The 18,232-nt window shown below is 58.0% G+C and carries 19 protein-coding genes; 4 read left to right on the top strand and 15 right to left on the bottom strand.

Going from position 1 to position 18,232, the window contains the following annotated elements:
- Positions 1–131 precede the first annotated feature (131 nt).
- Both HMPREF3140_RS10940 and yhhY read left to right on the top strand, forming a co-directional pair.
- Positions 132–785 carry a bactofilin family protein gene (locus HMPREF3140_RS10940; protein ID WP_015959101.1) on the top strand — a complete coding sequence of 218 codons (654 nt, stop codon included), beginning with the start codon at positions 132–134 and terminating at the stop codon, positions 783–785.
- Between the two features lie 239 nt (positions 786–1,024).
- Positions 1,025–1,501 carry an N-acetyltransferase gene (gene yhhY, locus HMPREF3140_RS10935; RefSeq protein ID WP_072145336.1) on the top strand — a complete coding sequence of 159 codons (477 nt, stop codon included), beginning with the start codon at positions 1,025–1,027 and terminating at the stop codon, positions 1,499–1,501.
- 89 nt (positions 1,502–1,590) lie between these two features.
- Here yhhY and ggt read toward each other — a convergent pair whose 3' ends face one another.
- Complete coding sequence (gene ggt / locus HMPREF3140_RS10930) at positions 1,591–3,336, bottom strand: gamma-glutamyltransferase (RefSeq protein WP_009484082.1); 1,746 nt, start codon at positions 3,334–3,336, stop codon at positions 1,591–1,593.
- A 123-nt stretch (positions 3,337–3,459) separates the two neighbouring features.
- Here ggt and HMPREF3140_RS10925 point away from each other — a divergent pair, with 123 nt between their 5' ends.
- On the top strand, positions 3,460–3,780 hold the full coding sequence (locus HMPREF3140_RS10925; RefSeq protein ID WP_004185983.1) for a DUF2756 family protein: 321 nt from the start codon (positions 3,460–3,462) through the stop codon (positions 3,778–3,780).
- Between the two features lie 23 nt (positions 3,781–3,803).
- Here the strand turns inward: HMPREF3140_RS10925 and ugpQ are convergent, their stop codons facing one another.
- From ugpQ to livK, 12 genes are all read right to left on the bottom strand, one after another.
- Entirely contained in the window at positions 3,804–4,544 is a 741-nt protein-coding gene (ugpQ, locus tag HMPREF3140_RS10920; RefSeq protein WP_032412524.1) for a glycerophosphodiester phosphodiesterase, read from the bottom strand.
- Positions 4,541–5,611 (bottom strand): sn-glycerol-3-phosphate import ATP-binding protein UgpC, encoded by a 1,071-nt coding sequence (locus HMPREF3140_RS10915; RefSeq protein ID WP_004150074.1) that lies wholly within the window; start codon positions 5,609–5,611, stop codon positions 4,541–4,543. The genes ugpQ and HMPREF3140_RS10915 overlap by 4 nt, the downstream gene beginning before the upstream one ends.
- Before the next feature lies 1 nt (position 5,612).
- Positions 5,613–6,458 (bottom strand): sn-glycerol-3-phosphate ABC transporter permease UgpE, encoded by an 846-nt coding sequence (gene ugpE, locus HMPREF3140_RS10910; protein WP_004145129.1) that lies wholly within the window; start codon positions 6,456–6,458, stop codon positions 5,613–5,615.
- Positions 6,455–7,342, bottom strand: coding sequence for a sn-glycerol-3-phosphate ABC transporter permease UgpA (ugpA, locus tag HMPREF3140_RS10905; protein ID WP_002920792.1), 888 nt, complete (start codon positions 7,340–7,342; stop codon positions 6,455–6,457). The genes ugpE and ugpA overlap by 4 nt, the downstream gene beginning before the upstream one ends.
- 106 nt (positions 7,343–7,448) lie before the next feature.
- Positions 7,449–8,765 (bottom strand): sn-glycerol-3-phosphate ABC transporter substrate-binding protein UgpB, encoded by a 1,317-nt coding sequence (gene ugpB / locus HMPREF3140_RS10900; RefSeq protein ID WP_002920796.1) that lies wholly within the window; start codon positions 8,763–8,765, stop codon positions 7,449–7,451.
- Between the two features lie 272 nt (positions 8,766–9,037).
- Positions 9,038–9,406, bottom strand: a complete 369-nt coding sequence (locus HMPREF3140_RS10895; RefSeq protein ID WP_021312828.1) for a type II toxin-antitoxin system death-on-curing family toxin — start codon at positions 9,404–9,406, stop codon at positions 9,038–9,040.
- The gene (locus tag HMPREF3140_RS10890) at positions 9,403–9,624 is read right to left on the bottom strand and encodes a type II toxin-antitoxin system Phd/YefM family antitoxin (RefSeq protein WP_004174006.1); all 222 of its coding nucleotides are present in this window, start codon (positions 9,622–9,624) and stop codon (positions 9,403–9,405) included. Before HMPREF3140_RS10890 ends, HMPREF3140_RS10895 begins: the two co-directional genes overlap by 4 nt.
- A gap of 163 nt (positions 9,625–9,787) precedes the next feature.
- A complete protein-coding gene (gene livF / locus HMPREF3140_RS10885; protein WP_004145133.1) occupies positions 9,788–10,501 on the bottom strand; it encodes a high-affinity branched-chain amino acid ABC transporter ATP-binding protein LivF in 714 nt (237 codons plus the stop codon).
- Between the two features lies 1 nt (position 10,502).
- The gene (gene livG / locus HMPREF3140_RS10880; RefSeq protein WP_002920803.1) at positions 10,503–11,270 is read right to left on the bottom strand and encodes a high-affinity branched-chain amino acid ABC transporter ATP-binding protein LivG; all 768 of its coding nucleotides are present in this window, start codon (positions 11,268–11,270) and stop codon (positions 10,503–10,505) included.
- Entirely contained in the window at positions 11,267–12,544 is a 1,278-nt protein-coding gene (livM, locus tag HMPREF3140_RS10875; protein ID WP_004174005.1) for a branched chain amino acid ABC transporter permease LivM, read from the bottom strand. The genes livG and livM overlap by 4 nt, the downstream gene beginning before the upstream one ends.
- The gene (gene livH / locus HMPREF3140_RS10870) at positions 12,541–13,467 is read right to left on the bottom strand and encodes a high-affinity branched-chain amino acid ABC transporter permease LivH (protein WP_002920807.1); all 927 of its coding nucleotides are present in this window, start codon (positions 13,465–13,467) and stop codon (positions 12,541–12,543) included. Before livH ends, livM begins: the two co-directional genes overlap by 4 nt.
- Positions 13,468–13,528: 61 nt before the next feature.
- Positions 13,529–14,638: a high-affinity branched-chain amino acid ABC transporter substrate-binding protein LivK gene (gene livK / locus HMPREF3140_RS10865; protein WP_002920808.1), complete on the bottom strand. Its 1,110-nt coding sequence runs from the start codon at positions 14,636–14,638 to the stop codon at positions 13,529–13,531.
- Between the two features lie 422 nt (positions 14,639–15,060).
- On the opposite strand from livK, the gene panM reads away from it, so the two are divergent.
- Positions 15,061–15,444: an aspartate 1-decarboxylase autocleavage activator PanM gene (gene panM, locus HMPREF3140_RS10850; RefSeq protein ID WP_032412526.1), complete on the top strand. Its 384-nt coding sequence runs from the start codon at positions 15,061–15,063 to the stop codon at positions 15,442–15,444.
- A 145-nt stretch (positions 15,445–15,589) separates the two neighbouring features.
- On the opposite strand, the gene livJ is transcribed toward panM, so the two are convergent.
- Positions 15,590–16,693 carry a branched chain amino acid ABC transporter substrate-binding protein LivJ gene (gene livJ, locus HMPREF3140_RS10845; RefSeq protein WP_002920812.1) on the bottom strand — a complete coding sequence of 368 codons (1,104 nt, stop codon included), beginning with the start codon at positions 16,691–16,693 and terminating at the stop codon, positions 15,590–15,592.
- Positions 16,694–16,950: 257 nt separating this feature from the next.
- Positions 16,951–18,195: an aromatic amino acid transport family protein gene (locus tag HMPREF3140_RS10840; RefSeq protein ID WP_070552987.1), complete on the bottom strand. Its 1,245-nt coding sequence runs from the start codon at positions 18,193–18,195 to the stop codon at positions 16,951–16,953.
- Positions 18,196–18,232 lie beyond the last annotated feature (37 nt).

The raw sequence follows: 18,232 nt of genomic DNA, 5'->3' as shown, positions 1-18,232 counted from the left end.
ACTTATTGATTAATAAGTGATTAAATCAGCAGTTTTCGGCAAAAAACCTTGATCGCCATGGCAAAACTGCGGATAAGTGGAGAGCAAACCAGGAGGTTGCTGATGACTAACGGAGTAGCCAGCCACTGCTGATGGACAAACAGTATCTCGCCATAAACGGCGCCCTTTTTTTCTGGCTTCTCGCGCTGATCGCCTGGTCTGTCGATGCAAGCGCGCTGGCGCGCCTGGCGGCCGCCTGCGCGCTTATCGCTTTCCTCCTCCATAGCCAACGGAACAAGATTAACGCGATGTTTATTAAGAAAAATAAAACGGAACCTCAGATATCAGAAGCAGCCACGCCTCCGGCAATTAACCCAGAACCCGAAGCGGTCGCCAGCAAAAAACACGAGACTACGGTCATCGCCAGCGGGGTGCATTTCGTCGGCAATATAGTCGCCAGCGGCCATGTCTATATCCACGGTCAGGTCACCGGCAACATTGAGGCCAAAGAGCATTTGATTAAGGTAATGCGTGAAGGCCAGGTGGAGGGCAACGTCAGCTGCCGGGAGCTAATAATTGACGGCAAGGTGCAGGGGCAGTGTCATGGCGACAGCATCACCATCGAGGAGCACGGCCATCTGGAGGGTACCCTCGCCTATCGCGCGCTGGCGATCAAGAAAGGCGGCGTTTTTAGCGGTCGCGCTGAACTGCTGGCCGCCGCGGAGAACAAAAGTCATATTCTCGGTCTGGTAGCAGACGCACCCTCCAAAGCCGACGCGGAGCCCGTCAGGCCGCAGAGCGCCTGAGATAGCAGCAAAAAAAAAGCCAGCACCCGGCTGGCTAAAGTAATACTGGAAGCAATGTGAGCAATGTCGTGCTTTCAGGCTTTCCGCAAGGGTCTCCCTGAATGCAGGACAATAATAATCATTCTCATTCGCACTTGTCTACTTTTTTTTGCAAAAAACAACATTGACTCCCCGGCCGCCGTCAGAGATTGTGAAGGGGAATCAGTAACCAAAAAGAGGATAAGGGAATGAGTGACATAGTGATACGCCATGCCGAACCGCGCGATGCTGAACCTTTACGTATGCTGATGGCGCACCCGGAGGTCTATCATGACACGCTACAGATCCCCTATCCATCGATGGAAGCCTGGCAGGAGAAGCTACAGCCCAGACCCCATACCTTTCATCTGGTGGCGACACTGGACGAGCAGGTCGCCGGACATCTGTCTCTCCATGTTGAGCCGCGCCCTCGGCGCAGCCACGTCGCAACCTTTGGCATGGCGGTTGCCGCCGGCCATCAGGGTTGCGGCATCGGCAGCGCGCTGATGCGCGAGATGATCGACCTGTGCGACAACTGGCTGCGCGTCGAGCGTATTGAGCTGACGGTGTTCGCCGATAATGCCCCGGCGATTGCGGTGTATAAGAAGTACGGCTTTGAGATCGAAGGCACCGGCAGGCGTTACGCGCTGCGCAACGGTGAGTATGTGGATGCGTATTATATGGCGAGAATGAAGTAGCGTGTTGCCGGGTGGCGGCTTCGCCTTACCCGGCCTGCGTTCGCACAGTTGTAGGCCCGGTAAGCGCAGCAGCGCCACCGGGCAACACATCAATACCCCGCCGTTAAATCATCCGGCGAACGCGGATCGGAGGCGCCATACAGCATGCCGTCCGGTCCCACCATGATGCTCTGGGTACTGCCCATCGCCTCTTTCAGCGCCACTTTCTGCCCCTTCGCCTCCAGCAGCTTCAGGGTATCCGGGCTAAAGCCTTTCTCCACCCGCAGCTCATCCGGCAGCCATTGATGATGGAAACGCGGCGCGTTGGTGGCTTCCGCGACGTTCATCCCGAAATCGATGGTATTGACCACCATCTGCAGTACGGTGGTGATGATCCGACTGCCGCCCGGGCTGCCGGTTACCAGCCAGGTTTTGCCGTCTTTCACCACAATGGTCGGCGACATCGACGACAGCGGGCGTTTTTTCGGCTCCACCGCATTGGCGTCGCCGCCCACCAGACCATAGACGTTAGGCACGCCGGGCTTCGCCGAGAAATCATCCATCTGGTTATTGAGCAGAATGCCGGAATCACCGGCCACAATGCCGGTACCGAAGGTGGTATTCAGCGTATAGGTCACCGCCACCGCATTGCCGTCTTTATCGACCACCGAGAAGTGGGTGGTCTGGTTGCTTTCATAGGGCGCCAGCTTGCCCGGACGGATCTGACTGGAAGGCTTCGCCTTGTTGACATCAATCTCGGCGGCGATCGCTTTGGCGTAAGCCTTGCTGGTCAGCGCCTGCCACGGCACGTTGACGAAGTCAGGGTCGCCGAGATATTCAGAGCGGTCGGCGTAGGCGTGTTTCTCTGCCTCCGCCATCACCTGCATGGCGTCGGCGCTGCCAAAACCATATTTCTGCATATCGAAGTTTTCGAGGATATTGAGGATCTGCACGATATGGATCCCGCCGGAGGACGGCGGCGGCATAGAGTAAACCTCATACCCGCGATACTCGCCGCTAACCGGCGTACGCTCCACGGCCCTGTAGTTGGCGAGATCGGCTTTGGTGATTAGCCCGCCGTGCTTTTTCATCTCGTCAGCGATCTGGTCGGCGATGGCCCCTTTATAGAAGGCGTCCGGGCCGTGCTCGGCAATCAGCTCCAGGCTCTTACCGAGGTTCTTCTGCACCAGGCGATCGCCCTTCTTCAGCGGCTCGCCGTTCTTCCAGAAGATCGCTTTACTATTTTCATGCTGCGGGATCACTTCGCTGCCGTAGGTCTTCAGATCGTCCGCCAGCGCATCGTTAACGATAAACCCCTCTTCCGCCAGCTTAATCGCCGGACGGATCACTTTGTTCAACGGCATGGTGCCATACTTTTCCAGCGCGAGGGAGAAACCGGCGACGCTGCCTGGCGTGCCGGAGGCCAGATGCGAAGTCAGTGATTTTTTACTGTCCGGGTTGCCCTGGTCGTCAAGGAACATGTCGCGGGTGGCCTGCTCTGGCGCCATTTCGCGGAAATCGATCGCCGTGGTCTTGCCGTCTTTAGTCCGCAGCATCATAAAACCGCCGCCGCCAATATTCCCGGCCTGCGGATGGGTGACCGCCAGCGCGTAGCCTACCGCTACCGCCGCATCGACAGCGTTACCGCCCTGGCGCAGGATATCCACGCCGACGCGGGTCGCCAGCGCGTCCACCGAGGCCACCATCCCCTGCCGGGCGCGTACCGGGTGGAACACATCTTCCTCTACGCCATAAGAGACCGGCGGCGGCGGTGGCGGATTGGCGGCGACGGTAAAGCTGCCCCCCGCCAGCAACGCAGCGATGACCACCTGACGCCATATTGTTGTTTTTATCATTGTCTTACTCCTGAAAGGTAGGTTTCATTCCCCGCTTAAGCCTGGTTGATAACTCCTAAAAAATCATTGTTATGGCAGATTCGAGGTACACTTAAGTGATCCCACGCACGGGAGGAGAAAACCATGAAAGCGATTCTGTTTCTGGCGGCGCTGATGCCGCTTGGCGTATTAGCCCAGCCGATCAATATTAATAACAACCCTAACCAGCCGGGTTACGTGGTCCCCAGCCAGCAGCGCATGCAAAATGAGATGAAGGTGCAGCAACAGCAGCAGCAAAGCATGCTGAAGCAGGATCTGAACAATCAGACCCGCTCGCAGCAGCAGCATTTGCAAAACCAGCTGCAGACTAATCAGCAGCGTGCGGCCCAGGGCGGCAATCTGAATGCGCCGCAGCAGGTGCGGCCAAATAACAACGGTGGGATGCTGCGGCAGACTAATCCGTAAAGGTCGTCCGCCGCAAATCCGTCTTAAGACTGGAAATTCGGCCCGATGACATCAATGGCATCGGTGCAGATGCAGTCTACGCCCCAGCGCAGCAGTTCGGCGGCGCGCTGGGGTTTATTGACCGTGTACACCAGAATGTGCAGGCCGGCCTGTTTCAGGCTCGCCACCCGCGCCGCATCCAGCAGTTTGTGATTGAGGTGAATCGACACGCAGCCCAACCGGGTGGTCAATTCGCGCCAGTCATCGCGCCACTCATCCAGCAGCAGCCCGCGCGGCAGCTCGGGCGCGGCTTCCTGCGCCGCCTCCAGGGCGTCGATTTCAAAAGAGGAGAGCAGCGGCGCGGTCATGCCTTGCCATAGATCGCGCGCGGCCAGCGCCACCACTTTCCCGGTCTGCGGCCCCAGCCCGGTGGTCGGCTTAATTTCGATATTCGCCATCATGCCGTGACGACGGCAGCGCTCCGCCACCTGGGAGAGCAACGGCAGCGGCTCGCCCTTAAATTCACGGCTGAACCAGCTACCGGCATCGACCTTCAGCAGATCGTCCCACGCCAGCTCGCCCGCCACGCCCCAGCCATTGCTGGTGCGTTCGAGATTATCGTCATGCAGCAGAAAGATCTGCCCGTCCTTCGACAGCTTGGCGTCAAATTCAATCATCGTGTGCCCGTAGCGGGCGCCGACGTCGATAGCCGCCAGGGTGTTCTCCGGCGCCAGTTTACCGCCGCCGCGATGGGCGACGATGCGGGGATAAGGCCAGTTACTCATGCGCGTTGTCCTGTTTCACCATCAAAGAGGTGCAGATGTTCCAAAGGCAGATGCAGCCATAGCGTGCTGCCTGCCGCCGGGCGCTGCTGGTGCGGCAGTCTGACCACCAGCTTCTGTTCGCCCCAGCGCCCGTGAGCGAGGTTATCGGCACCTAAAATTTCCAGGGTGTCCATCAGCAGCGGAATACCACCTTGCGCCTGCGAGCTTAAGATAAAATGCTCCGGACGGATACCGAGCGTCATTTTACGCCCAGCGTGGCGCCGGTGCTCATGATTCGTCGGCAGCTGCATGCCGCCCGCCAGCTCAAAGCGACCGCCGTCATCGCTGATGCGCCCTTCCAGCAGGTTCATGGCCGGGCTGCCGATAAAGCTCGCCACAAAGCGGCTGGCTGGCTTCTCATACACTTCCACCGGGGTGCCGATCTGCTCGGCAACGCCTTTGTTCATCACCATCACCCGCTGGGCGAGGGTCATCGCCTCCACCTGGTCATGGGTGACGTACAGCGAGGTGGTTTTCAGGCGGCGATGCAGCTGCTGCAGTTCCAGACGCATCTGCACGCGCAGCTTGGCGTCGAGGTTTGACAACGGTTCGTCGAACAGGAATACCGCCGGATCACGCACGATGGCGCGGCCCATCGCCACGCGCTGGCGCTGGCCGCCGGACAGTTCCCGCGGGCGGCGCTTGAGCAGACCATCCAGCTCAAGAATGCGCGCCGCCTCCTGCACCCGCTCGGCGATCAATCCCTTACCCATGCCGCGAATCTTCAGCCCCCACGCCATGTTCTCTTCCACGCTCATATGCGGATAAAGGGCATAGTTCTGGAACACCATCGCGATGCCGCGATCCTTCGGCTCCATCTCGGTCACCCGTTTACGATCGATCCAGATATCGCCGCTGGTCACCCGTTCAAGTCCGGCGACCATCCGCAGCAGCGTTGATTTCCCGCAGCCCGACGGGCCGACCATAACGATAAATTCCCCGTCCGCCACGTCCAGCGTCAGCGGTTGAATTACCTGGGTTTTGCCATCCCAGCTTTTGCTTACTGCCTGTAGTTTTAAACCAGCCATTTTATTTCTCACTATCGACCAGGCCGCGCACAAACGCGCGCTGCATGGCTAAAACGATGACGACCGGCGGGATCAGGGTCAGCAGCATCGCCGCCATCACCTGATTCCACTGGGTAGTACCTTCGCCGGTGGCGATCATGCCTTTAATACCGGCGACGGCGGTGCCAAGATTCACATCCTGAATAATCAGCAACGGCCACAGATACTGGTTCCAGCCGTAGATAAAGGTGATGACGAACAGCGCGGCGAGGTTGGTTTTCGACAACGGCAGCACGATGTCGCGAAAGAAGCGCATCGGCGAAGCGCCATCGATACGCGCCGCTTCAATCAGCTCGTCCGGCAGGGTCATAAAGAACTGGCGGAACAGGAAGGTAGCGGTGGCCGAAGCCATCAACGGCAGCGTTAACCCGGCATAGCTGTCGAGCATGTTGAGGTTGGCGATCACCTCCACCGTCGGGAAAATACGCACCTCGACCGGCAGCATCAGGGTGATAAAGATCATCCAGAAGAACAGGTTACGCAGCGGAAAGCGGAACCAGACGATAGCGAACGCCGAAAGCATCGACACCACGATTTTGCCGACCGTAATGGCGAACGCCATGATGAAGCTGTTGAGCATCATCAGCCAGAACGGCGCGCTGTTGACGCCGACGCCGTTCACCCAAATGGTCTTCATGTTCTCCAGCAGATGTCCGCCGGGGATCAGCGTCATCGGCGTTTCAAATACCGATTTGTTATCCAGCGTCGCCGCCACGAAGGCGACGTACAGCGGGAATAAAATGACGGCGATACCCAGGATCAGCATGGTGTGGCTGAAAATCGTCAGCCCGCGACGGTTCTCAATCATTGGTAACGCACCTTACTTTCAACGTAACGGAACTGCACCACCGTCAGGATAATGACGAGGAACATCAGCACCACCGACTGCGCGGCGGAAGCGGATAGATCGAGCCCGGCGAAACCTTCGCGATAGATTTTGTAGATCAGAGTGGTGGTCGCCTGCACCGGGCCGCCAGCGGTGGCGGCATCGATCACCGGGAAGGTGTCGAAGAAGGCATAAACCAGGTTGACCACCAGCAGGAAGAAACTCACCGGCGCAATCAGCGGCAGCGCCAGCTTAAAGAAGCGACGAATCGGTCCGGCGCCGTCGATGGCGGCGGCCTCAACCAGCGAACGCGGAATCGACTGCAGCGCGGCGAAGAAGAACAGGAAGTTGTAGCTTATCTGCTTCCACACCGAGGCGAAGACCACCAGAAACATCGCCTGGCCGCTGTTCTGCGCATGGTTCCAGTCATAGCCCAGCTCGCCGAGGAAATGGGTGATCAGCCCGCGCCCGGGGTTAAAGAGGAAGATCCACAGCACCGCCGCGACGGCGGGGGCCACGGCGTACGGCAGCAGCATCAGCGTTTGATAAAAGCGGCTGCCGCGCACCACATAGTCGACCAGCGCGGCGAAAAACAGTGAAATGAGCAGGCCGCTGACGGTCACCAGGGCGCTGAATTTTATGGTGGTCCAGAACGAGTCCAGGTAGTACGGATCGTGGAACAGCGCAACGAAGTTATCCAGGCCGACGAACTGGCTGGAAAGGCCAAAGGGATCGACGCTCTGCAGCGAGTACCACAGCGCTTCGCCTGCGGGCCAGATAAAGAAAATCAACGTGATAATCAGCTGCGGCGCGACCAGCACATAGGGCAGCCAGCGCGAGCGGAATACCGGACGGGATGATGACATTGAGATTGGGTTCCTGAACAATGCCGGGTGGCGGCTACGCCTTACCCGGCCTACATAGGGCACATCGTAGGCCCGGTAAGCGCAGCGCCACCGGGCAAGTTACAGATTACGATTTGGTCGCTTGCTCGAAGCGACGCAGCAGCTGGTTCCCGCGCTGCACGGCGGAATCCAGCGCCTGCTGCGGGGTTTTCTTGCCGGTCCACACGCTCTCCAGCTCTTCATCGACGATGGTGCGGATTTGCGGCATGTTGCCCAGGCGCAGACCTTTGGTGAACGGCAACGGCGGCTTGTTCAGCATCTGGCGGGTAGCGATATCGGCGCCCGGGTTCTTATCATAGAAGCCCTGCTGACGCGTCAGATCGTAGGCCGCGGTAGTGATCGGCAGGTAGCCGGTTTTCTGGTGCCACTCGGCGGCGTTTTCCGGTTTGGTCAGGAAGTCGAGGAACTTCGCCACGCCGGTGTAGGTCTCTTTGTCTTTGCCCTGCATCACCCACAGGCTGGCCCCGCCGATGATGGCGTTCTGCGGCGCGCCTTTCACGTCGGCATCGTAAGGCATCATGCCGACGCCGTAGTTAAATTTGGCGTACTGGCGGATATCGGCCAGCGAGCCGGACGAGGCAGTGGTAATGGCGCAGTCGCCGTTATAGAACTTTTCGGTAGACTCGTCTTTACGCCCGAAGTAGCTGAAATCGCCCTTCTTGTTCATCTCTTCGAGCAGCGCGATATGCTTCACCTGCTCCGGCTTGTTGAACTCAAGAACCGCGTCGGTACCGTCGAAGCCGTTATTCTTCGTGGCCACCGGCAGACCGTGCCAGGCGCTGAAGTTTTCAATCTGGATCCAGCCCTGCCAGCCACTGGCGTAGCCGCACTTCATCCCGGCGGCTTTCAGCTTCGCGGTATAGGCCGCCAGATCCTGCCAGGTCTTCGGCGGCTGATCCGGATCTAAGCCGGCTTTTTTGAAGGCGTCTTTGTTGTAGTAGAGCACCGGGGTAGAGCTGTTAAACGGCTGGGAGAGCAGATGGCCGGTTTTCGAATCGGTGTAATACCCGGCCACCGTCGGTACGAACTGCGATTCATCAAACTTGATGCCCGCCTCGCTAAACACCTGGTAGACCGGCTTAATGGCTTTTGACGCCATCATGGTGGCGGTGCCGACTTCATACACCTGCAGGATAGCCGGCGCGTTGCCGGTACGGAAGGCGGCGATACCGGCGCTCAGGCTCTGCTCGTAGTTGCCTTTGTATACCGGAACGATTTTGTAATCAGGATTGGCCGCGTTAAAGCGTTGCGCCAGAGAATCCACTTCTTTACCCAGCTCGCCTTCCATTGAGTGCCAGAATGGGATGGTGGTAACCGCCAGGGCCTGACCGGCAAAAGCCAGGCTCAGCGCCAGTCCTAAAGCTGTATGTCGTAACGATATCATCGGTTATCTCTCTTGTTGTGCCGGATGCGCGATTTCACGCGTTTTATGCTCGCGGGGTAACATGACATGTTCGAATTACAGAAAAATAACTTTTTTATTACAAAAAAAAGATAGTAACGGGTCAGAGAGATGACAAGCCGATGAAAGGACGGGGGAAGTAAAGTGGGAGCTGAGACACGGATAATATTCGTGCGGTCGGCTCCCGGGGTCGGCGCAAGCGCCTCGCCCGGGCTACAAACCGGCAAAGCCGCCGGGTTGCAACGAGTTAACCGTCATCCACGCAAACGCGCGACAATCTGTTCCAGGGTAAGTTGCCCTGCTGCTGCCTCGACGGTCATGCCGACGAAGTCTGGATTCGCTGGCAATATAATTCCATTTCGCTTTAAAAAAAGCAGGGTGATAAACAGTGCCGTACGCTTATTACCATCATTAAATATATAACCGCGAGAAATCGCCAGCAGATGCATCGCAGCGAGTCGCCACACGTCTGTCACACCTTCATATTCAATTTTGTTTAGCACCCTATACATTATCGCTTCGGCACGCCCCGGATCGGGCATACCGGCAACGCCAGGCGTGACGCGGAGCAGCCTGTCGTGAAACTGTATTATCTCTTCCGCTGAGATAATCTGCAGCGTCATTTATCCGCAAGCTCCCTGATCTCATCACCATGAACCGCCATGATAGCCGCGAACTCATCATCCATTCTGGCCGCCTGGTAGCGTTCAAACTCTTCTGCACTAATGATGACTGCAGATTTATGCCCACGACGGGTAATGGTCACAGGTACACCTGTCACTGCGCTTTCCAGCACATCGGCCAGATTTTGCCGGGCTTCGCTATAGTTAACCGTTCTCATAAAAACCTCCAAAGCTGTACTCTTTTATTGTACAACATACATGTACAAAAAAAGAGCCAACAGGCTCTTTTAAATGTATTCGTGCGATCGGCTCCCGGGGTCGGCGCAAGCGCCTCGCCCGGGCTACAAACCGGCGAAGTGAACGACGCCGGGTTGCGATGAATTAACCGCCGAGATAGGCGCTGCGCACCGCCTCGTTGGCCAACAGCGCGTCGCCGGTGTCCTCCAGCACCACGTGGCCGTTCTCCAGCACATAGCCGCGGTCGGCCAGCTTCAGCGCCTGGTTGGCGTTCTGCTCAACCAGGAAGATCGTCATTCCCTGCTCGCGCAGCTGCTCGATGGTGTCGAAAATCTGCTGAATGATAATCGGCGCCAGCCCCAGCGACGGTTCATCCAGCAGCAGCAGGCGCGGTTGGCTCATCAGGGCGCGACCGATCGCCAGCATCTGCTGCTCGCCGCCGGACATGGTGCCGGCGCGCTGAATACGGCGTTCATGCAGACGCGGGAACAGCTCATACACCCATTTGATGCGGGTCTGGAACTGATCGCGGTCGGCAAAAAAACCGCCCATCGCCAGGTTCTCTTCCACCGTCATACGCGAAAAGACGCGCCGCCCTTCCGGAACGATCGCCACCGCCTCGCGCATGATCTTCGCGGTTTGCCAGTCGGTAATATCCTTACCGTCAAAGACAATGCGCCCGCTGGAGGCGCGCGGGTCGCCGCACAGCGTGCCGAGCAGGGTGGTTTTCCCCGCGCCGTTGGCGCCGATAAGCGTGACGATCTCGCCCTGTTTGATATGCAGGCTGACGTTGTGCAGCGCCTGAATCTTGCCGTAGTGGGCGCTGACGTTGTCAAAAGTTAACATCGCGTTTTCCATCTTATGCCTCACCAAGGTATGCGCGGATCACGTCCGGGTTATTACGAATCTCTTCCGGCGTCCCGTTGGCCAGCGGTGTTCCCTGGTTCACGACGTAGATGCGATCGGAAATGCCCATCACCAGCTTCATATCGTGTTCGATAAGCAGGATGGTGGTGTTGTGATGGTTACGCAGCTCGGCGATAAGCTCGTCCAGCTCTTTGGTCTCTTTCGGGTTAAGCCCCGCCGCCGGTTCATCGAGCATCAGAATTTCCGGCTGGGTCACCATGCAGCGGGCAATCTCCAGCCGACGCTGGTCGCCGTAGGCCAGGTTGCTGGCCTGACGGTTGGCATGCTCCAGCAGGCCGATACGCTCCAGCCAGGTGGCGGCCCTGTCCAGCGCTTCGCTCTGCGCCCGACGGAAGGCCGGCGTTTTCAGCAGGCCGGAGAAGAGCCCGGTTTTCAGCTGCTGATGCTGCGCCACCAGTAGGTTTTCAATCACCGTCATTTCGCGGAACAGGCGCACGTGCTGGAAGGTCCGCACCACGCCCATCCGCGCAATCTGCTGACCCGGCAGCCCTTCCAGGTGCTGGTCGCGCAGCAGAATAGTGCCGCCGGTGGGCTTGTAAAAACCGGTCAGGCAGTTAAAGACGGTGGTTTTCCCGGCGCCGTTGGGGCCGATCAGCGAGACGATCTCGCGCTCTCTGAGCTCCAGCGACACATTGTTGACGGCCAGCAGACCGCCGAAACGCATCATCAGGCCGCTTACGGATAATAATGGCTGACTCATGCCTGCTCTCCTTTCGCCTGACCGTTTTTCAGCTTCAACTGCACGCGCGTCATTGGCAGAAGCCCCTGCGGACGCCAGATCATCATCAGCACCATCAGGCCGCCGAGCATTAACATGCTGTATTCGTTGAAGTCACGCATCAACTCGCGCGAGACCACCAGCAGAATAGCCGCGAGGATCACCGCGAACTGCGAGCCCATCCCGCCCAGCACGACGATCGCCAGCACAAAGGCTGACTCGGCGAAGGTAAAGGATTCCGGGCTGACGAAGCCCTGGCGCGCGGCGAACAGCGTGCCGGCGAAGCCAGCAAACGCGGCGCTGATGGTAAAGGCGGTCAGCTTGATGCGCGTCGGGCTCAGGCCCAGCGAACGACAGGCGATCTCATCTTCACGCAGCGCTTCCCACGCCCGGCCCAGCGGCATTCGCAGCAGGCGGTTGATGACGAACAGGCTGAGCACTACCAGCAGCAACGCCACCAGGTAGAGGAAAATCACCCGGTCGGAGGGATCGTATTTGACGCCGAAGAAGTTGCTGAAGGTATCCCAGCCGCCTTCGCGGGCGCTGCGGCTAAATTCGAGGCCAAAGAAGGTCGGTTTCGGGATCTGGCTGATGCCGTTCGGCCCGCCGGTGATCTCGGTATTGTTGAGCAGCAGAATGCGCACGATCTCGCCGAAGCCTAAGGTCACAATCGCCAGGTAATCGCCGCGCAAACGCAACACCGGGAAGCCCAGCAGGAAACCGGCCGCCGCGGAGACCAGGCCGGCCAGCGGGAGACAGGTCCAGAAGCCGAGACCGTAATAGTGGTTCAGCAGCGCAAAGGTATACGCGCCGATGGCATAGAACCCGCCGTAGCCCAGCACCAGCAGGCCGGAAAGGCCGACCACCACGTTCAACCCGAGGCCGAGGATGATATAGATCATCGTCAGGGTGGCGATATCCACCGTGCCGCGCGACACCATAAACGGCCAGGCCACGGCAATCACCAGCAGGGCGATCAGGAACAGCTTCTGCTTCACCGTCGACCCGTCAATCGCCGGCATAATAAATTTCGGCCCGGAGACGTTCTTAACCGCTTTCTGGAACAGCGGCCGCAGCAGCTGGAAGAAAAAGACCACCGCGGTACCGATGAAGATCCACTGCCAGCGAATATCGGCGGCGGTATCGACCACCAGTTTGGTGCCGTTCAGCTCCAGCTGCACGCCCATAAAGACGCCCGCCAGAATGAAGAACATCACGGCAGAGAGCAGCGCCATTGCAATTTGCATCGGTTTCATACTTTTTCCACCTCCGGGCGGCCCAGAATGCCGGTCGGCATCACTAACAGCACCAGAATCAGCAGCGCGAAGGAAACGACGTCCTTATATTCGGTGCTGAGATAGGCGGAAGAGAGCGCCTCGGCAATACCCAGGATCAGGCCGCCGATCATCGCGCCAGGGATACTGCCGATCCCGCCGAGCACGGCGGCGGTGAACGCCTTCATCCCGGCCATAAAGCCGATGTAGGGGTTAATCACGCCGTAGAACTGCCCCAGCAGCACGCCGGCCACCGCCGCCATCGCTGCGCCGATGACAAAGGTCAGGGCAATGACGCGGTCGGTGTTAATCCCGAGCAGGCTGGCCATTTTCAGATCTTCCGCGCAGGCGCGGCAGGCGCGCCCCATCCGCGAGTAGCGAATAAACAGCGTCAGGGCCAGCATGGCGATAAAGGTCACCACCCAGATCACCAGTTGCATGGTGGTGATCGTCGCGGAGAAGCTGTCGCTGTGGCCGACGACCCACTGGCCGTTAAACAAGCTCGGCAGCGCCACGTCGCGGGAGCCCTGGGTCAGGCTGACGTAGTTCTGCAGGAAGATAGACATCCCGATGGCGGAGATCAGCGCAATCAGGCGCTTGGAGTTACGCACCGGCCGATAGGCCACGCGCTCAATGCTCCAGCCGTAGGCGCTGGCAATCACAATGGCGCCCACGAATCCGGCGGCGACCAGCAGCCAGCTAGTGTCAATGCCCATCATCATCAGCGCGGCGATGATCATGAAGGAGACATAGCTGCCAATCATATAGACCTCGCCGTGGGCGAAGTTGATCATGCCGATAATGCCGTACACCATCGTATAGCCGATGGCGATCAACGCATAGGTACTGCCCAGCGTGACGCCGTTAAACATCTGCTGCAGAAAATAGAGAAACTGCTCGGACATAAGGTAACCTTTTTCAAACCGCCCGCGGTTCGCAGGCGGAGGGATAACTCGTCTTCAGCGCTTATTTCGCCGCGCTCGAAGAGCCGTCGGCGTGCCACTGGAAGACACCAAACTCAAATCCCTTCAGATCGCCTTTTTCATCCCAGGTCAGCGGCCCAATCACGGTTTTCGCCCCGTGCGCTTTCAAATCTTTGATTAAATCCAGCGGCTGCTGGCTGCCGGTTCTGTCCATCGCCTGCGCCAGCGACTGAACGGCGGCATAGGTGATCCAGACGTACGGTCCGCTCGGATCTTTCTTCTCCGCTTTCAGCGCGTTGACGATGGCGCTGTTGGCAGGGTCCTGATCGTAGCGTTTTGGCATTGTCACCAGCATGCCTTCCGCCGCGGCGCCCGCGATATTGGACAGCGAGGCGTTGCCGACCCCTTCCGGCCCCATAAACACGGTTTTCAACCCGACGGAGCGCGCCTGGCGCAGCATCTGGCCCATTTCCGGGTAGTAGCCGCCGTAGTAGACGAAGTCGATGTTCTCTTTCTTCAGGCGCGCCAGCAGGGCGGAGAAATCTTTTTCCCCCGCGGTGATGCCATCGAAGAAGACGATGTTGGCCCCGGCTTTCTTCAGGTTGTCCTGCACCGAACGCGCCAGCCCTTCGCCGTACTGCTGCTTGTCATGAATGATGGCGATACGCTGCGGTTTGACTTTCTCGACGATATATTTCGCCGCGGTCGGCCCCTGCGAGGAGTCGAGGCCGGCGGTACGCATGATGTACTGGTATCCGCGCTGGGTCAGCTCCGGGTTGGTCGCCCCGGGGGAGATCATTAGGATGCCTTCATCCTCATAGATGTCGGAAGCCGGCTGGGTGGAAGAGGAGCACAGGTGGCCGATAACGTACTGAATGCCGTCGTTGACGATTTTGTTGGCCACCGCGACCGCTTGCTTCGGATCGCAGGCGTCGTCATATTCGACGGCCACCAGCTTGTCGCCCTTAATGCCGCCGCTGGCGTTGATGTCTTTAATCGCCTGACGCGCGCCATTGAACTCCATGTCGCCCCACTGGGCCACTGGACCCGACATCGCGCCGACCACGGCGACCTTAATATCCTTGGCCATCGCCGCGTGCGACATCGCTAATGCGACAATGCCCGCGACGATGGTTTTCGCGTTCCTTTTCATGCTGCAGAACCCCGTTCGTGATGTGGTGTAAATGTTTTGTATTTTTATGGTTAAAAAGCATTCTGTGCTTTTATTAAACAACGCCATTTTTACCATTGAGTTTAATGGTTTAGCGCAGTTTTTCACTAAAAAACAGATTAAAACCTCTATTTTTCAGTCGATTAAGCAAAGATAATATTCTGTATTTTGGTGAAGATAAACAAAAAAAAGTCCATCCTGCAGCATAAAATAACGAACATAAGGCGGAATAAAACGCTGCACATTAGGTTAAAATTCTGCTTATTTTTCGATCCATGACGGATTGCGCTACCCTGACAACGCCAGGAAAACGAATCCCCTGATGTACGCGCAAAAAACAGCGCTCCGCCAGACAGCAATTTTGGGTACACTGGCGCCTCTGTTTTGCACTGGATTTGCCGCCCATGAAACTGACCATTATCCGTTTACAGCACTTCAGCGATCAGGATCGCATTGATCTGGGGAAAATCTGGCCGTCGCAGGATCTGTCGACGCTGACCCTTGATGAAAACCATCGTCTCTACGCCGCCCGCTTTAACGAGCGCCTGCTGGGCGCCGTGCGCGTTACCCTGCGCGGCGTCGAAGGTGAGCTCAGCGATCTGTGCGTGCGTGAAGTGACCCGCCGCCGCGGCGTCGGACAATACTTAGTGGAAGAGACGTTGCGTGATAACCCGGCGATCAATTGCTGGCGCGTCGCCGACCATGGGGTGGAGGACCGCGGCGTGATGGCGGCCTTTATGCAGGCGCTCGGCTTTAGCGCCCAGCAGAATGGTTGGGAAAAGCATTAAGCCGTAGCCCCAATAAGCGGAGCATGACCAAGGAAGAACCCGGCGGCACTTCGCTTAGCCGGGCTACCTGGCGACTGTAGCCCCGGTAAGCGCAGCGCGACCGGGGTCAGACAACGCATTTGCAGCGTGAAAGGCGCCGGTTAAATTATTTGGCGTCGGTCGCCGTACCGTTCGCATGCCAGGTAAAGACCCCGAACTCAAAGCCTTTCAGGTCGCCTTTCTGATCCCACGACAGCGGGCCCATCACGGTGTCTACTGTCGCGCCTTTCAGGTATTTAGCGATTTCCGCCGGATCGTCAGACTGATTCAGGCCTGCCTGCAGCGACTGCAGCGCCGCGTAGGTGGTCCACACGAAGGCGCCGCTCGGATCCTGTTTCTTCGCCTTGATCGCATCCACGATCGGTTTGTTCGCCGGCACCTGGTCGTAGTTCTTCGGCTTGGTTACCAGCAGGCCTTCCGCCGACTCGCCGGCGATGTTAGACAGGGAGACGTTCGCTACGCCTTCCGGGCCCATAAACTGGGTTTTCAGACCGGCGGCGCGCGCCTGACGCAGGATCTGGCCCATTTCCGGGTGATAGCCGCCGTAGTAGACGAAATCGATATTCTCTTTCTTCAGGCGCGCCACCAGGGTGGAGAAATCTTTCTCACCGGCGGTGATCCCGTCGAAGAAGACCACGTTCGCCCCGCCTTTTTTCAGGCCATCCTGCACCGCACGGGCCAAACCTTCGCCGTACTGCTGTTTGTCATGTACCACTGCGATACGCTGCGGCTTCACTTTGTCGAGAATGTATTTCGCCGCGGTTGGCCCCTGATCGGAGTCCAGACCGGTGGTGCGCAGGATCAGCTTATAGCCGCGCGCCGTCAGCTCCGGAGCAGTCGCTGCCGGGGTAATCATCAGAATGCCTTCGTCTTCATAGATATCAGACGCCGGCTGAGTGGAAGAGGAGCACAGGTGACCAATGACGTATTTGATGCCGTCGTTGACCACTTTGTTGGCTACCGCTACCGCCTGTTTCGGGTCGCAAGCGTCATCATATTTGACGATCTGCAGCTTATTGCCCTTGATGCCGCCCTTAGCGTTGATATCCGCTACCGCCTGCTCTGCGCCGGTAAACTCCTGGTCGCCGTACTGGGCCACCGGGCCGGACATCGCCCCGACAACCGCGATTTTGATATCTTCCGCCAGCGCCGCGCTGCTCATAACTAAGGCAATACATCCTGCCAGTAACGCTTTACCCTTCATATTCATCCTGAGGCTCCCCATTATTATGGTTTTTGCATTTGTTGTGATGTTGTTTATTAGCGCATTATTTTGTTTATACCGATAGGAAAAGCATATGATAGCTAATCAACCGGGGGCTGCCCGCGCTTTTGCAGCACACTATGCTAAACATACCGTCATTCTGAGGAATTTGAAACGACTAAATTGCGGGCTATGTAACAGATAAGTGACAAATAAAAAAACCGCGCCAGCATGAACCGGACGCGGTGCAAAACAGAGCCTGATTACCAGCCTGCGGGTAGGTAGCCCACCGCGGATGCTATCGCGTAGGCGGCGCTGCAAAGATACAACAACACAATGAAGCATTGGATAAGCGGATGGGTCATCCAGGCCGGACAGGTCCAGCCCGGGGTCAGATCGCCACGCTGGCGGGCGCCCTTGAGCATCAGGATCGGCATAATCGATAAAATGACGCCGCTGAACACCCCGGCAAAATAGAGCGCGTTGACGAAGGAGACCATGCCGCTATAGGCCAGCACGAACGGCGGGATCGCCACCACCAGCAGCACCATCAGGCGCCGTGCGGGCTGTTCGTCATTCCCCAGGCGGAACTGATCGAAGATATTGGTCAGGAAGCTGCCGCCCAGTCCCCAGTAGGAGGTCAGCATCGCGCACAGCGCAAACAGATTGGCTGAGAAGAAGGCCCATTCGCCAAGCGCCCGCCCCCAGGAGATGGTGGCCACATCCGAGATATTGTCCAGACCGTTAAGCGAGATCACCGACAACGGCACCAGCACCAGCAGGGTAAAGGTCAGCGCCATGCCGACCATGATGGCTTTAGGCAATTTTTCCGGTTTGTCGGCGAAGCCCCGCGCCATCTCCGGCACGATATACTGTGCCGAGAAGCAGAATGCTACGACGTTGAAGACCGGAACCATATACAGCCAGTTGCCGTCGAGCAGATAGCCGACGCGGGTGGTCTCTTTCAACAGCGTGGCAATCACCAGCACCGAGATCATCACCACCATGCCGATGCTGATAAATTTCTCACCGCGGCCGATCGCCTTCAGCCCCAGGTAGAGTACCCCTGCCGCCGGAACGAAAAACAGCACGCTGCCCAGCGCCGGCGAGATGCCAAACAGGGAGTGCAGCAGCTTACCGCTGCCGGTCATATACGCCGTCAATGCCCCGACGCTATTGACGCAGACGGAGAGAAACATCATCAGCGCGCCAAAGCCGCCGACGTAGCGCTTCGATAATCCACTGAGCTGCAGATGTTTACGGGTGCGCAGCGTGGATTCCGCGACATAGAGCATAGTCACCGTGGTCAGACTACCCACCAGCACCAGCCAGAACAGCAGTGGTAAAAAGCCCGCTTTGCTTGACGCATAGGCGATAGAGAGGACGCCCGCGCCAATATTGGTACCGACAATCATCGATACCCCTTCGACGAAGCTCAGAGATTTTGCAGGGACAGCCGTACGTTCCCGGCCGGTGAGGACGGGAGAAAAGGTGGAGTTTTCAGACATAATACTTAATGAGATGGTCACTCCCTCCTTCCCGGTA

It is taken from the genome of Klebsiella sp. HMSC16A12, assembly GCF_001808265.1.
In the GTDB taxonomy this organism is placed as follows: domain Bacteria; phylum Pseudomonadota; class Gammaproteobacteria; order Enterobacterales; family Enterobacteriaceae; genus Klebsiella; species Klebsiella pneumoniae.
This window is presented reverse-complemented; position numbering and strand designations above follow the sequence as displayed.

What these genes read in the sequence shown, in the direction of transcription:
- HMPREF3140_RS10940 (WP_015959101.1), top strand. Translation starts at nt 132, where the DNA reads ATGGACAAACAGTATCTCGCCATAAACGGCGCCCTTTTTTTCTGGCTT.
- ggt (WP_009484082.1), bottom strand. Translation starts at nt 3,336, where the DNA reads ATGATAAAAACAACAATATGGCGTCAGGTGGTCATCGCTGCGTTGCTG.
- HMPREF3140_RS10925 (WP_004185983.1), top strand. Translation starts at nt 3,460, where the DNA reads ATGAAAGCGATTCTGTTTCTGGCGGCGCTGATGCCGCTTGGCGTATTA.
- ugpQ (WP_032412524.1), bottom strand. Translation starts at nt 4,544, where the DNA reads ATGAGTAACTGGCCTTATCCCCGCATCGTCGCCCATCGCGGCGGCGGT.
- HMPREF3140_RS10915 (WP_004150074.1), bottom strand. Translation starts at nt 5,611, where the DNA reads ATGGCTGGTTTAAAACTACAGGCAGTAAGCAAAAGCTGGGATGGCAAA.
- ugpE (WP_004145129.1), bottom strand. Translation starts at nt 6,458, where the DNA reads ATGATTGAGAACCGTCGCGGGCTGACGATTTTCAGCCACACCATGCTG.
- ugpA (WP_002920792.1), bottom strand. Translation starts at nt 7,342, where the DNA reads ATGTCATCATCCCGTCCGGTATTCCGCTCGCGCTGGCTGCCCTATGTG.
- ugpB (WP_002920796.1), bottom strand. Translation starts at nt 8,765, where the DNA reads ATGATATCGTTACGACATACAGCTTTAGGACTGGCGCTGAGCCTGGCT.
- HMPREF3140_RS10895 (WP_021312828.1), bottom strand. Translation starts at nt 9,406, where the DNA reads ATGACGCTGCAGATTATCTCAGCGGAAGAGATAATACAGTTTCACGAC.
- HMPREF3140_RS10890 (WP_004174006.1), bottom strand. Translation starts at nt 9,624, where the DNA reads ATGAGAACGGTTAACTATAGCGAAGCCCGGCAAAATCTGGCCGATGTG.
- livF (WP_004145133.1), bottom strand. Translation starts at nt 10,501, where the DNA reads ATGGAAAACGCGATGTTAACTTTTGACAACGTCAGCGCCCACTACGGC.
- livG (WP_002920803.1), bottom strand. Translation starts at nt 11,270, where the DNA reads ATGAGTCAGCCATTATTATCCGTAAGCGGCCTGATGATGCGTTTCGGC.
- livM (WP_004174005.1), bottom strand. Translation starts at nt 12,544, where the DNA reads ATGAAACCGATGCAAATTGCAATGGCGCTGCTCTCTGCCGTGATGTTC.
- livH (WP_002920807.1), bottom strand. Translation starts at nt 13,467, where the DNA reads ATGTCCGAGCAGTTTCTCTATTTTCTGCAGCAGATGTTTAACGGCGTC.
- livK (WP_002920808.1), bottom strand. Translation starts at nt 14,638, where the DNA reads ATGAAAAGGAACGCGAAAACCATCGTCGCGGGCATTGTCGCATTAGCG.
- panM (WP_032412526.1), top strand. Translation starts at nt 15,061, where the DNA reads ATGAAACTGACCATTATCCGTTTACAGCACTTCAGCGATCAGGATCGC.
- livJ (WP_002920812.1), bottom strand. Translation starts at nt 16,693, where the DNA reads ATGAATATGAAGGGTAAAGCGTTACTGGCAGGATGTATTGCCTTAGTT.
- HMPREF3140_RS10840 (WP_070552987.1), bottom strand. Translation starts at nt 18,195, where the DNA reads ATGTCTGAAAACTCCACCTTTTCTCCCGTCCTCACCGGCCGGGAACGT.